Here is a 13,886-nt window from a genome sequence, read left to right on the forward strand (position 1 = left end):
ATACACTGAGAGGATGCAGATCGAGAGGCCCGGCATTTGGCGCGAGAGCGCAACGCTGTTCACGAGGGGCTGGAGCCTGGTGCGGGCCGGCGGGGCGCGGTTGCTCGGCGTGATCCTGGTCTCGCAGCTGGTGATTCTGGGCGTGGCCATGCCGGTGATCGGCTGGCTGTTTCGGGAGGCGTTGCGGGCGAGCGGCATGACGGGCCTCGACCTGGGGGCGTTCGCGCCGGGGCGTGGTGTGACGCTGACTGTGGGGTTGATCGTTGCGATTGTGGCGCTGGCCTTCTGGCTGATCTCGTTGCAGTTCACGGCGCTCGTGGTGTTGCTGCAGTGGCCGGGGATCGGCTGGCGGGGGCTCGGGCGGGAGCTGGGCCGGGTGGCTCGCAAGCTGTTGCGCCCGGGGTCGCTGTCGTTGCTGCTCTATCTGTTTCTGCTGTTGCCGCTCACGGGTTTCGGCTTCACTTCGGCGCTCACGCGCGGCATTGCGATTCCGGCGTTCATTTCTGGCGAGCTGATGAAGAGCGCGTCGAGCGGTGTGGCGCTCGGCGTGGTGCTGCTGCTGCTCGCGGTGTTGAATGTGCGGTTCGCGTTGACGGTGCCGATCTTTGTGTTGACCACGGGTGGGCGGGCTTCGCGGTCGAGTTGGCGGCTGACTCGCGGGGTGCGTGCCTGGCTGCCGGTGATGTTGGCGGTGGCGGCGGTGCTGTTGCTGGGTGGTGCGGCGGTTGTGGTGCTCACGGTCGCTGCGGTGGTGCCGACGGCGGTCGCCGATGAGGTCGCTGCGGGTGCTTCACCCACGATTGCGGCGTTTTCGCTCGGTGTTGGGCAGGTGCTGGGGATGCTGCTGAGCGGTGTGGTGACGGCGTGGATTGCGGCGGTGCTCATCACGCGGGTGCAGCGGGGTGCGGATCGCCTCGCGCCGGGTGTGGAGCTGGTGCGCCCGCAGGCAGCTGCAGCCTCGGGTTCGGCGCGGCGCAGCACCGCGAGTGCGAGGCGGTCGGTGTTGCTCGTGGGGGCGCTTTCGCTCGTTGCGGCGCTCGGCTTCGGCACGGCGGCTCTGGGCACGATGCAGCGTCTGTCTCAGTCCCCGGAGACCTTGGTGCTCGCGCACCGCGGTTTCTCGGGTGGCGGGGTCGAGAACACGATCAGCGGTCTCGAGGCCGCGCACGCCGCGGGCGCCGATCTGGTGGAGATGGACGTCATGCAGACGCAGGATGGCGAGTTCGTCGCGATGCATGATGCGACGCTCGCGCGGCTCGCTGATCGGCCGGAGGCCGTGAAGGATCTCACGCTTGCCGAGCTCACCGCGATCACGGTGCATGATGTGCAGGGTCATGAGGATCTGATCCCGAGTTTCAGCGACTATGTGGTGCGCGCCCAGCAACTGGGGATGCCGTTGCTCATCGAGATCAAACTCGGCGGGGCCGATACTCGTGATCATGTGGAGCGTTTGGTGGCCGAGCTGGAGCGGCTCGACGCGCTGGAGAGCAATATCTATCACTCCCTCGACGCGCCGAGCGTGGCCCGCTTGAAGCAGCTGCGCCCTGATCTTTCGGTGGGGTACACGATGGCGCTTGCTGCGGTGGCCGCGCCCGACACCCCCGCTGATTTCATCGTTGTCGAGGAGTGGAGCGCGACCGAGGAGTTGCAGCGTTCGGCGTGGGCGTCGGGGCTGGGCTTCATGGTGTGGACCGTGAACGAAGAAGCTGGCATGCGCGAGCAGCTGCGTCGCAGCGTGGATGGGATTGTCAGCGACCACCCCGATCAGCTTGTTGCGCTGCGCTCCGAGATGCAGGAGGAGACGGGTCTCGTCGATGTGCTCGTCGACACCCTCACCCGCTTCGTCAAGATCTGACCGGTTACGCCCCGATCACCTCGGATTCGAGTCTGGCGTAGCTCGCCTCCATGCCGTCGACCATGCCCGTGGCGAGCACCATGTCGCGCGTCGCGGTGTCGGGGTAGGTGATGAGCAGCGAGAGCAGGGTGCCGCCTTCGACGGGGGTGAGGGTGAGTTCGTTGCGGGTTTCGGGGCTGCCTGCGGCTTCTGGGTCTTCGGGGGTCCACATCTTCTCGGTGGCGACTGCGCGGTAGGGTGCCGAGACCTCCAACAGCTCTCCTGTGAATCCGAATTGCTGCCCGTCTGCGGTGTTCTGCCAGCCGCTGCGGTGATGCTGGCCCACTTCTGTGGGGACCTCGCAGATCGGCATGGTCCAGCCGTCGGGGCCGAGCTGCCAGCGGCGCAGCAGATCCGCATCCATGTGGGCCCGCCACACCTGTTCGACAGTGCCGCGGATGACGCGCGAGACGCGCGCTGCGCGGTCGCCGATGAGTTGCAGTTCGGTGCCACGGCCTGCGGCGAAGGAGGCGAGGTCTGCGAGCACTGCGTCGATCTGCCCCATGGCGGCGCTCATGCCCTCCATCATGCCCATGCCCTGCAGCTGTTCGAGCTCTTCGAGTGAGGTGAAGTGGGTGGTGGTGACGAGACGGGAGCCGAGCGCGGTTTCTTGGAATTCGAACACCATGCGCATGTGGGGCAGTTCGGTGTTGGGGCTGCCATCTTCGTGGGCGAAGCCGTCGCGCACTTCGAAGAATCGGGGTGCGTCGACTGCGATCCACTGCCAGTAGCCGCAGCTGCGGTCGCCTTCTGGGCCTGTCATGCAGTATTGGCTGAACCCGCCGGGGTGGGCGTCGTGCCTGGTGAAGATGGCGGGGTACTCGGGCGGCCCCCAGAAGCGTTCGATCTGGCGAGGGTCGAGGTAGGCATCCCAGAGTCGGCTGACGGACACGGTGAAGTCGGCTGTCACGGTGAGCGTGAGCGCTTCGGGGTCGGTGGTGATGTCGGTGATGGGCATGATGTTGGCCTTTCGTAAGGCCCGTTGGGGCCTTGGTGGGGCAGGCGCGTCGCTGCGCCTGCTCTGGGGGTTATGAGGTGGGCGGATCGGCGCAGAGCAGCGCATCGAGTCGTTCGATGCGCCCGCGCCAGATCTGCTCGAAGTGGCCCAGCAGTTGCTGGGCGCGGCGGATGGTGTCAGGGTTGCCGCGGATGATGCGCTCCCTTCCTCGGGGGATGCGTTCGACGAGATCGGCGGCTTCGAGCACGGTGACGTGCTTCTGCACCGCCGCGAACGACATTTCGTAGCGTTCGGCGAGTTGCGAGATGGAAGCTTCTGCTCCGAGCGTGCGGCGCACGATGTCGCGTCTGGTCGCATCGGCGAGGGCGCGGAAGATGCGGTCGACCTCGGCGTCGTTGAGTTCGCGGCTGAGCTGCGCGGTGCGGGCGTTCGGGGGGATCATGAGCACCTCCTTAATATGCAACCATTTAGTTGCATATTAGCTCGCGCCCCACCACAGGTCAAGCTCCTCGAACCCCCTTCGAGGAGCAACCAGAAAGCGAAGCGCTCACACCCCGCGGGCGCTACTCGGCGGCCGGTGCCTCGGGTCGCTCCGGCGCCTCCGCCGATCCGCCCGGATGAGCCGCATCACCGAGCTGCGCAGCGCGGCGACGCGCGCGCCACGAGGAGAAGGCACGCCACATCTCAATGAGGATCGGAATACCTGGGATCAGCACCAGCACAATGATGAAGACCTCGCTGTACTGCTGCACAAAGGGGATCTGGCCGAGGTAGTAGCCCAGCAACGTCACCCCGACGGCCCACAGCAGGGCACCCACCGCGTTGTATGCCACGAAGCGGCGATAGCTCATGTGGCCCACACCCGCCGCGGCCGGCACGAAGCCTCGGATGATGGGCAGGAAGCGCGCGATGATGATCGCCTTCGGCCCGTGCTTCTCGAAGAACGCGTGCGTGCGCGCCACGTTCTCGGGATTGAACAAGCGACTCTTCTCGCGCTTGAAGATCGCAGGGCCGATCTTGCGCCCCAGCATGAAGCCCATCTGGTCTCCGAGGAAGGCGCAGATGAACAGCACCACACAGGTGATCCAGATCGGGATGTCGATGATCGGAGACCCACCGGGGCCCGTCGCACTGAACAACCCCACCGTGAACAGCAGCGAGTCGCCGGGCAAGAACGCCAGCACCACAACGCCTGTCTCAAGAAACACGAACAAGCAGGCGAGAATGAGCGCGGCCCATCCACCGGCCTGCAGCAGCGTCTCGGGGTCGAGCCAGTCGATGCCGAGGAGAGCCGGCACGACAGCGCCGAGGGCGAGATGGATCGTGGTCACGGGAGCTCTGCTTTCGTCGGAACGGCGGGCGGATCACGGCGACGCCGGGCTGCTCGGCGGCTGGCGCAAGTCTACCGGCAGCACCCTGACCACTCCCGGGCGTGCGCCGAGAACCGCGCCACCAGCACCGACCCTCATTGCCGGCGCAGCCGCATTCACCCCGAGGCTGGGCGCTTCCTGCGCACCGGCCGCGTCGGCGCCCACAGCAGCCAGGCCACCGCCCCGCTCCCCCCGACGAAGCCCACAGCCCACCACGGGAATCCGAGCTGCACCCCGTCGCCGCCGATCGCCTCATCCGCAGGGGCTTCGCCATCGGGGATGCGCACCGCGTGCACCATGAAACGGTGACTATTCACGCCGATCGGGGTGCAGGTGAACAGCGTCACCCAGTCTTCGCCTGCGACGATCTGCAAGCTGTCGGTCTGGCCGGGCACCACCACCTCGGTGGATTCCACACGGTAGTAGTGATCCTCGCCGAGCACCGAGATCCAGAAGGTGTCGCCGACCCGCGCCTGGTCGAGATCGGTGAACAGCTTCGAATGCGGCAGCCCCGAATGCGCGGTCAGCACGGCCCGCGTTGACGGGCCACCGACGGGCAACGAGGTGCCGTACAGGTGGCCGACGCCCTTCGAGATCGTTTCGTCGTCAGTGCCGTGGTAGATCGGCAACCCGATATCGAGGCGGGGGTAGCTCAGCGTGCCGATCGCCTGGCTGCCCGAGATCCGCAGCATCTCCTCATATGCGAGATACAGCGGGCTGCGAAGCGTCTGGTCCTCCTGCACCGTCGTGTACGGATCGGTCAACGGGCCGGGCCGCAGCTCAGCGTTGTAGCGGTACGCGGCATCGAGCAGTTGCTCCCGCTCCGCGGAGGGGGTTCCCTCGACCCCGCGCACATAGCCGGAAATCTCAGCGTTGTGGCCGATCCGCGCAACCCAGCTCGCGGCATCGGGATACACGAGCATGCCGATCGCTGCCATCGCCGCGAGTTGCAGCACCACCGTGAGCAGCCGCGATCCGCGCCGCCGCTTCGCCTTCGGCTTCGCCGCCCCAGTCACCACCGGCCCCGCCTGCGCACTCACCCGCGCACCGCCCGATTCGCGCGACGCCGACCCAGCAGCAGTGCCCCCACCCCGAGCAGCGCCGCACCAAGCAGCAGCCCGCCGACGATCCGGCCGCCGGTCACCGACAGCAACGGCGGTGGCGATGCGGGGTCTGCCCGCCACACCTCAGCGTGCAGAATTTCGGGGCGAGACACCGAACCCACCACCCCGCGCAGCACCATCGTCTCACCGGTCCACCCCGCCGGGTAGGAGGTGGGTGCCGCGAAGTAGAAGCGGAACAGCGCGCTGCCAGGCGCGCGATCGAGCCCGTCTGCGAAGTTCGAGAGACGCAGGCAGCCGATCATGATGAGGCCATCGGCATCAGTCGACCACGCCGAGACCCCGCCGACCGAAATGGAGTTGCTGCCTGACCTCGCATCTTCCGGGGTGAGGAAGAGCTCGAAGTCGGCACCCTTGATGAGGTTGCCCGGGTCGCCACGCTCGCTGACGAGAATGCCCAGCGGGCCAAACTTCGTGGTCGCCGTCGAACGCACAGGGTCGGCGTTCCCCGCGAAGAGGCGCACCTCGGTGGTGAACTCACCCATGCTCGTGACGTGCGTGTTGTAGTCCACGGCGAGCTGCGCTTCCGGGTGCGCCGCAAGCTTCGCCAGCCCCTGCGCGGTAAACACGGTCTCGAAGCCGTGCAACCCGTCGGCATCGACCGAACTGATCGTGTAATCGTCGCCAAACACGAGAGCACCGGCGCCCGTCAGCGACACCGCAACATCCGGGAAAGCGCTGTCGAGCACCACCCCGAGCGGCATCAGATGCTGCAGCCGGTAGCTGGCGATCTGCGCCTGCCTCGGAATCGCGGAGAGCGAGCTCCAGCTGACCGTGTCACCGCAGGAGATCGCGTCGCGGTCGCGCACCGTGAGCGTGACATCGACCACGGGGTTCTTGGGGTAGACGTGCACGGTGGTGAGCCACGCACCAGAGCTATCGGGGCTCGCCATCGGCAGCGGCACCAGAAACGGGGCGGCCCGCAGCACTCCGGGCGGTGCCGAGGTCTCAGACACGTAGTACAGGCCGACGCGAAGCCCGGCCATACGCGCCTCACCAGCGACATCGGTGCGCGCCGTTGCCGTCGCAGGCTGCCCGGCCACGAGCAGCGCCGCCTCTGCAGGAGTGAGCGCCGCAGCAGCGGCCCGCCCCTCGTCGGTGGAGAGATCGATACCGGGCACGAACGTCGCCGCGAAGTCGACCCCGCCGATCGGGGCGTGACCGGCGAGCTGCGCCGGGTCGATCGGCAGCCCGTCTACCGGCGAGCCAGGCACCTCCGGCTGGGCATACTTGTGCAGCACCAGCGTCATCGGGCCGGTGGGCAGATCGGGGGCCGCATAGGCGGCTGCCCCGCCACCGGTGGGCGCAGCGAAGACAGCGATCACGGCGACACACGCCCAAAAGGCGCGGAGCCGGGATCGAAGGCGGAAAACGGCGGTCGTGAGGTCAGTTCTCATGGGCGGATCCGGCGCGGGTTGGCGCTGCCACGTCGAGGCCGCTGCTGCACGGCAGCGGCACCCTTGACGCGTCGACCGCGACGCGGGCTCGGCGCGAAGAGCAGGGCCGCGACAGCGGCCGATCCGCCAACAAAGCCCACAGCCCACCAGGGAAAGCCCGCCGCCCGCCCGTCACCCACCAACGCCACCTCTGCGGTGGCAGGGGCCGGCACCCGCACCGCGTGCACCAGCAGCCTGTGGCTGTTCACTCCGATCGGGGTGCAGGTGAGCAGCGTCACGCGATCCTCCCCCTCGACGATGCCGAGCGAGCGCGTCTGCGCTGGCAGCACGGTCTCGATGCGATCGACCTCGTAGAAATGCAGCTGGTCAAGCACGCGCACCGAGAACACGTCGCCCTCCCGCGCATCGTGAAGGCCGCTGAACAATTCGGCGCTCACCAAACCCGAGTGCGCCGTCAGCACCGCATGCGTAGAGGGGCCACCCACCGGCAACGATGAGCCGTAGAGGTGCCCGGCACCCGTGCGCAGCGCATCTTCACCGGTGCCGTGGCGCAACGGCAGATCGATGCCGAGCCGCGAATACTGCAGCTCCCCCATCACATCGGTGCCCGGCACGCTGAGCAGCCGCTCATAGGCACGATAGCCTTCGTTCGACTGCCCGGAGCTGCCGGCATCGGGGCCGTACGGGTCTACGAGCGTGCCGGGCGGCAGCCTGCGGTTGTACTGCTCGGCCTCACCGATCATGCGGCGAGTCTCCGATCCCGGCATGCCCTCGATCGAGCGCACATATCCCGACACCGCGGCATTGTGCCCGAGCCTCGCGAACCAGTCAGCGGCCGCGGGCATCAGAATCGCTGCAAGCCCGATCATGGCGAGCAACTGCAGCAGTATCGGCACCGCGTCGACACGCCTGCCCCCGGCACCGCGCTGAGGCGGTGCCGGGGTCGGCGCGGTCGGCGCGGAGGTGCCCGCTTCGGGCTGCGGGGAGACACGGTACGCCACGGGCACCTCCTTTCCGGGGTGTGATCACGACCGCTGGGGCCGCGACGGGGATGGAACTACTGCTCGAGCGCAGCCTCAGCGAGGCGGCGACGACGACGCGCCACGATCAGCACGACGGCGAGCACCGAGATACCACCGATGGTGAGCAGTGCGGTGCCGGTGCCACCGGTCAGCGGCAGCACGAAACCATTGCGGTTGTACTGGTTGACGATCGCTTCGGTCTGCGTGCTGGTGCTGGCCGAGTCGGCGTTCACGAGGAACGGGTGCGGTTCGGCGAGCAGCTGGTGGTTCTGCAGCGCCTTCTTCTCTACCAGCCAGTAGGTCTGGAACTTCGCGTTCGCCACGCAGGTAGCGCTCGCCGGGCCGAGGTTCTTGTCGGCGCAGGTCTCGCCCGGGGCGTCGACGAACTTCGTCTGCAGCACGCCGTCGGCGAAGTCGCTGTAGCGCAGGCCCGAGATATCCACACGGCCCTGAGCGTCGGTGGTCCAGACGCCGGTGGGGTTGCCCGAAGGCTTGATCGCGTCGGCAGGGTCGCCTGCGCGGGCCGCGGCCTCGTTCGCGAAGACCATGAACTCGGCGCCGGCAAGGTTCGGGGTGGTGCCGTTGGGGGCGCCCTCACTGGTCTTGCGCAGCGCGTAGCTGCCGTACTTCACAACGCTCGGCTGGCTCTCCAGCGGCTTATTCTCGGTGATCGAGCTGCCGTTCGGGAAGACGAGGGCGGTGTTCTGAATCTCGCCGACCGACTTCACGAGGCTGTCGATCTTCACCACGACGCGCGGGGCCGGGCCCTTGTCGGGGTCGGTGTCAGCGGCGTGCGCGGCGAGCGCCGCAGCGAGCTTGGCGCGGCCGCTGGCGGTGAAGACGACCTTCCAGGTGGTGGTGGCGGAAGCGCCGGAGCCAGCCGCAACCGACTCAACGGTGTAGTCCCCTGCCGCGCCCTTTACGAAGCCACCGGGCGAGGTCACATTCACACCCGCAGCGGTCGTGCTGAGCTGGGTGTCGGTGAGCGTATCGTGGATCTCGAAACGGTCGGTTGCGAGGAATGCACCCGTACCGGGGTCGCGTACATCGGGAATCGAGGTGTCAATCGACCAGGTGACGGTGTCGCCCACCTTGAGCTTCGACGCATTCTGCACGCTCTTCTGCACATCGCTGCGGCCGTTCTTGGGGTACACGTAGATCTCGGTGAGCCAGTTGCCCGCAGTTGCGGGATCGGTGAGCGGCACGGAGACGAGGAAGTCGCCTGCGCGCACCACACCGGCGGGAGCGCTGGTCTCGCGCACGAGGTAGAGACCGCGGGGCACGGTGTTCCAGCGGATCACGCCTGCGGCGTCAGTGGTGCCTGTGAATGAGGCCGTCGCACTGGCGGTGGCCTGCGCCTGGGCCAGCGTCGTGCCTGCCATGGCCTGCTGCCAGGCGTTCGTGCCGGGGGTTCCGGCGACGGGCACCGGGTAGGCGGCGAACTGCACATCCTTGATCGGCGCCCCGGGAGGGGTCTGCGGCAGGCCGTTTGCGGGCACGCCGGTCGAGGGCTGCTCGGTCTTCGTGATGATGATGTCCGAAGATTCGGGCATCTGGTCGACGGGGGCGGCGTTTGCTGCGACGCCCCCTCCGAGCGCGAGTGCCGCCGCGACGGCGAGTACGCCGAGGCCCGTGAGGAGGCCTCGCTGTGTGCGTGTGGACATGTCTTCCCTTTCTCGAAAGCTGATAAGTGTGTTCGGTTATCCGAGGTTGTGAGGTCTGTCGTAAGACGTGGAGGCGGATCTGCGCCTGCGAACCCAGAGGGCCCCCGCAACCGCGGTGAGGATCGCGACGGCGCCTGCGCCGGTGAGGACACCGAGCCACATGCCGCCGGTGAACGGGAGCCGGCGCGCGGCGGTGTCAAACACCGGCATGGTCCACCCCGTCGGCATCACGCAATTCGGCTGCAGGTCGGCGGGGAGCTGCCACGGGTTCTCGCAGCGCACGCGGAGCGGGGTGCCGGCGCTCGAACCGGGCATGGGGGTCACACCGGCGGTGCTCTCTCCCTGCCCGACAGAGGGCAGGGAGAGGCGGCCCTGGAAATCGTAGTAAGCCTGGGTGCCCTGGGCTGGGTTGCCCGTCACGGGCGAGCTGGGGGCCACCCACATCTTCATGGCGCGAGGCAGCAGTTCATACCCGGCCGGCGCCTGCGTCTCGATCAGCCAGTAGGTGCCGCGCCGCCCGCAGCTCGTGTCGCTCGGCGTGGTGTCGCAGGCGTTGAGCCCGCTCGTGGTGCGCCAGTCGACCTTCGGCGGATCCTGCGGATTGCCGCCTGTGGTGTCGCCGCCGCGCACGTTCATCGCGCGCCACGACCCTTTGGCCTGCCCCTGGTCGTCTGCGGTGAGCCTGAAGAAGGTGCCGCACTGCTCGACCTGCGCCTGCCCGGGCAGCAGGCCGGCGGCACCCTTGCCCGCCTCGTTGTTCCACGCCTGGATCGCCTTGGCCGTGGCCGAATTGGCACCGAAGTCGGAGGCACCGCTCGTGCTCGGCAGGCTGCCTGGCGCGCGATAGACGGCCCCGCCGGGGCGGGTCGCAACTCCCAGCGTCGCCGCAACGGGCGAACCGCTGGGGAAGGGGTTGTTGTTCACGCGGCAGAGCCAGCGCGAGGGCTCACCCGCTTTCGCCAGCGCCTCGGAATCGGCGAGCAGAAAGTTGGCACCGTCGAGGTTGTTAGGGGTTTCGATGGGCACGGGGCCGTACTTCTTCCAAATGTGGAAGTAGCTCTCACCGATGAGGTGATACGTCTTGCAGGCGCCCCACTTCTGCTCGAAGGCGGGGTCGTTGTTGTCCCAGCCGACGGGCACGCCGCCGTTCGCGGCGCTGCACGCGCTCGGGTAGACCTTCCGCTCCTGCGGGGTGCCTGCCGCGAAGGTCGCCTCACGGCCCTGCGCCGTGTTGACCCAGCTCGCGTTCGAGCGGATGGGAGCGCTGCTCGCAACCGTGGGCGTGGCAGCCGCTGCCGCTCGACCGCCCTTCACCGCGTACCCCACGATGGCGTAGGCGATCCGCTTGCCGTTGATCATGGCGGGCAGGGTGAAGGCCGGTGGCGTGTAGGTCCAGCACCCCGCCGCCGCACCGGGAATGTCGCCCGCGAACTGCGCGGAGAGCGAGCACCCGCCTTGCCCATCGGCCCGGTAGTTGACCGTCGGCAGGGCCGGATTGGGGGTGCCTGCTGGAACGCCGTTGTTCGAGACGTTGACAGAGCTCCAGCTCTGGTCAAGTGCCGAGGCGACCCGGTTGCCGTTGGCCTCGTAGTAGGTGATGCCGTTTGGCACCGCGACCGCCGGGGGCGCGGCCGGATCGATCACCGTCGCAGCGAGTGTCTGGGTGAGATCGTCGTCGAGCAGGATGCCGCTGATGTCCGTGGCTCCGAAGTTCGTCACCTTCACCCGGTAGTAGATGTTGCCGCCGGAGTGGATCATCGCGCCGTCCTCCGGCTGCGAGGTCTTCTCGATCGTCCACGCCGCGACCGAGTGCTCGGTGCACATCGCGCGCTGGCCCTGGGCGGGGACCGCGCACGTCGCGGGCGGCGTCGTCACCGTGCCCGGCGTGAGGTAATTGCGCAGCAGAAAGCCCTGGAGCGGGGCCGCCGCGCTCTGCCGTGCCGCGGTATTCACATCGTTGCCGAGCACTCGCACGCGAAAGCTCAGCGTGCCGACCGCGCCCGCGGGCACCGCGCCGGACACATTGATGCGCGCGTTCGCCGCGTCCCAGGCACCGGAGACGCCGTTCGTCGCCGCGGGGTACCAGACCGGCGCCGAAACCGTCGCGCCGGCCGCGTTGATGAATGCGGCGTCGTCGAGCACATCTCGCAGGAAGTCGCGGGAGTTCACCGTCGCCGGCCCGAGACCCTCGCTGTTGTCGAAGCGGAGCGTGTAAGTGACGATCGCCTCGGCGTCCACCGGGGTGAGCGACACCGGATCCGCGGTCTTCTCCGGCTGCATGATGCTGTTCACGAACTCGCAGACGAGCTGCTCGCCGTTCACGAGACCCGCGGTGCTGAACTCACCTGCGGTCCCGGATCCGCTCGACCGCGGCGTCGATTCGCCATCGACGGTGCACTGCCACCCCGAAGCGTAGTTAGCCGCGCTCGCGCCATTCGTGAAGGTCTCCGCGAAGGTGACCCGTTCGCCGGCGGTATTGGGGAAGGCACCGACGCTCTGGTCTTGCACCCCGCTCGCCGGGCTCTGCGCGGTCGCAGTGCCGAGCACGGTACCGCCCGAAATGGTGCCACCGCTCACGGTGCCGCCGTATCTCAGCTCGAGCCCGAAGCGGTCGGCACCCGCCACCCGCCCGTTCGGCAATCGCTTCTGCAGTTTCACTGTCGGCGGGTAGGAGCAGGAGGCGAGGTCAGTGCTCACCATCGTCTCTCCGCTGAGCGTCACCGAGTTGGCGGTGCCTGGGGACGGGAGCAACACCCAGCGCAGCGCATTCCCCGTGCCGAGATACAGGCGCCCGCGCAAGTCGAATGCGACGCCGTTCACCCCCGACATGAGGCTGTCATTGTTCGCGAGCTGAGTCACCGGGATCGCGGTGCCCGTTGTCGCCCCGGCGAGGTCCGTCGCACTCGCCCGAAAGATCGTCACCCTTGTCGTCGTGCCGGTGAAGTCGTTCCTGGCGAGGTACAGGTTGCCATATTCGTCGAAGGCGAAATCACCGTTGAAGGTTCCGCTCGTGGTGCCGGTCGCACGAATGTTCAAGTAGCCGCGACTCACCATCGCGGTGCCTGCCGCGTTCGTCGACCAGAGCGAGAAGTTGGCGGCCAACGCGCCGCTGGTCTCGAAGCCGCCGACGAAGTATGCGTTGTTCGGCGCAACCGCCCCGCCGACGAGCTGGAGCCCGCTCGCGCCGTCGATGTCCCAGGTATTCGTGCCCGTTGAGAGCGCCCGCGCCCAGGTCCCGGTCGAACCGCTGTATCGGTACACCTGCGCCTGGTCGGTATTGCTCCCGCGAGAGAAGGCCCACGCCGTGCCGGTGCCATCGGAGGCAATGCCGAGGCCATTCATAGCACTTGACCCCGTCGTGCCGCCGAGATTACGCACCGCACCGCTCGGCGAGATCTCCTGCATCTGACCGTTTGTCCCGCCAATCGCGTAGACGTACCCGGTTGCGCAGAGCGGCGCGACCCGTTCGAGGACCGGGGCAGCAGCGAAGGTGTGCACCATGTTCGAGCCCGAGTTCACCCACTGGCCTGCTGCGGCGTTCTGCTGCGTGCCCGAGATGGTCGCCACCCAGTTCTCGGAGCCCGTGCCCGTGTCTGTTGTCGCGGTCGCCGCCGGGGTGGTCCAGGCGTAGCCGCTGGGTGCAGTCGCCGAGGCACCGATCCGGTAGCGCGAGGTCGAACTGAGCTGAGCTCCGGCAGCGTTGCTGCGATCCACTTTGAAGACACCCGGCGCAGAATCTTGGTCGAGCGAGCTTGCGGGGCAGGGGTCGACAGTGCAGTCGGTCGCGCTCCACGCGGCGGGCCAGCGCGAGGTGGTGCCGCTATTGCCGCCGCTGTTGCGTGCGCCCTGCAGATTCACCGTCGCGCCAGGCACCAGATTGCCCTCGGTGTCGCGAACCGAGAACGCAAGATAGGGGCGACCGGCCACCGGCAGAGACAACGGCGCAATCGCGGGGAGCGACTTCGCTGCCATACCGGGCTCGGCCGAATCCTGCGGCGCCGCCTCAGCATCGGGGGGTGACGGCGCAGGCGTGCTCGGAGCTACCGTGTCGGATGTCTCTCCTGTTGCGGGTGGCGTGGCATCACCACTCGGCGGCGGTGCGTCACCGGGAGCGGTGTCTGACTTCGGCTCAGTCGTCGCGGCGGCAGGGGTCGGCCCCATCGCCGTCACCCCGGACCCCAGCAGCACCGCAAGCACGGTCGCGATGACGGCGAACCGTCTCCACGAATGCGCATGCTGTTGCCCCACCAAGGTCTCCCCGAAATGCCGCGACCGCAGTTCGACACGACATCTCGCGCGCGAACCACGGTCAGTTCCAACCCGCCTTCCCCATCGATGTTCCGGCGGACGATTTCTCTGACTGTAGATTGCGCGCTTCGACAGATTCGGCCCGCGAGGCCCCCAGCAGAAAACCTTCACCCAAAGTTCCCCCCTTGCGCCAGGGGTCTACCCCCTGAGGC

The 13,886-nt window shown here is 67.9% G+C and carries 9 protein-coding genes; 1 reads left to right on the forward strand and 8 read right to left on the reverse strand.

The annotated features are described in order from the left end of the window. Positions 1-13: 13 nt before the first annotated feature. Positions 14-1,855: a glycerophosphodiester phosphodiesterase family protein gene (locus tag WFI54_RS11135; protein WP_336652863.1), complete on the forward strand. Its 1,842-nt coding sequence runs from the start codon at positions 14-16 to the stop codon at positions 1,853-1,855. Between the two features lie 4 nt (positions 1,856-1,859). Here WFI54_RS11135 and WFI54_RS11140 read toward each other — a convergent pair whose 3' ends face one another. From WFI54_RS11140 to WFI54_RS11175, 8 genes are all read right to left on the reverse strand, one after another. Beyond that, on the reverse strand, positions 1,860-2,852 hold the full coding sequence (locus WFI54_RS11140) for an SRPBCC family protein (RefSeq protein ID WP_336652864.1): 993 nt from the start codon (positions 2,850-2,852) through the stop codon (positions 1,860-1,862). Between the two features lie 70 nt (positions 2,853-2,922). Next, positions 2,923-3,294 (reverse strand): ArsR/SmtB family transcription factor, encoded by a 372-nt coding sequence (locus WFI54_RS11145; RefSeq protein ID WP_336652865.1) that lies wholly within the window; start codon positions 3,292-3,294, stop codon positions 2,923-2,925. A 121-nt stretch (positions 3,295-3,415) separates the two neighbouring features. Continuing rightward, on the reverse strand, positions 3,416-4,183 hold the full coding sequence (locus WFI54_RS11150; RefSeq protein WP_336652866.1) for a VTT domain-containing protein: 768 nt from the start codon (positions 4,181-4,183) through the stop codon (positions 3,416-3,418). A gap of 155 nt (positions 4,184-4,338) precedes the next feature. Then, positions 4,339-5,262, reverse strand: a complete 924-nt coding sequence (locus WFI54_RS11155) for a class C sortase (protein ID WP_336652867.1) — start codon at positions 5,260-5,262, stop codon at positions 4,339-4,341. Beyond that, entirely contained in the window at positions 5,259-6,740 is a 1,482-nt protein-coding gene (locus WFI54_RS11160; RefSeq protein ID WP_336652868.1) for a SpaH/EbpB family LPXTG-anchored major pilin, read from the reverse strand. The genes WFI54_RS11155 and WFI54_RS11160 overlap by 4 nt, the downstream gene beginning before the upstream one ends. Next, a complete protein-coding gene (locus WFI54_RS11165; protein WP_336652869.1) occupies positions 6,737-7,741 on the reverse strand; it encodes a class C sortase in 1,005 nt (334 codons plus the stop codon). Before WFI54_RS11165 ends, WFI54_RS11160 begins: the two co-directional genes overlap by 4 nt. Positions 7,742-7,797: 56 nt before the next feature. After that, complete coding sequence (locus WFI54_RS11170) at positions 7,798-9,426, reverse strand: SpaH/EbpB family LPXTG-anchored major pilin (RefSeq protein WP_336652870.1); 1,629 nt, start codon at positions 9,424-9,426, stop codon at positions 7,798-7,800. 36 nt (positions 9,427-9,462) lie between these two features. Further along, positions 9,463-13,674: a DUF7927 domain-containing protein gene (locus WFI54_RS11175; protein ID WP_336652871.1), complete on the reverse strand. Its 4,212-nt coding sequence runs from the start codon at positions 13,672-13,674 to the stop codon at positions 9,463-9,465. Positions 13,675-13,886 lie beyond the last annotated feature (212 nt).

This window comes from Leucobacter sp. MMO-125, assembly GCF_037148395.1.
Lineage (GTDB): Bacteria > Actinomycetota > Actinomycetes > Actinomycetales > Microbacteriaceae > Leucobacter.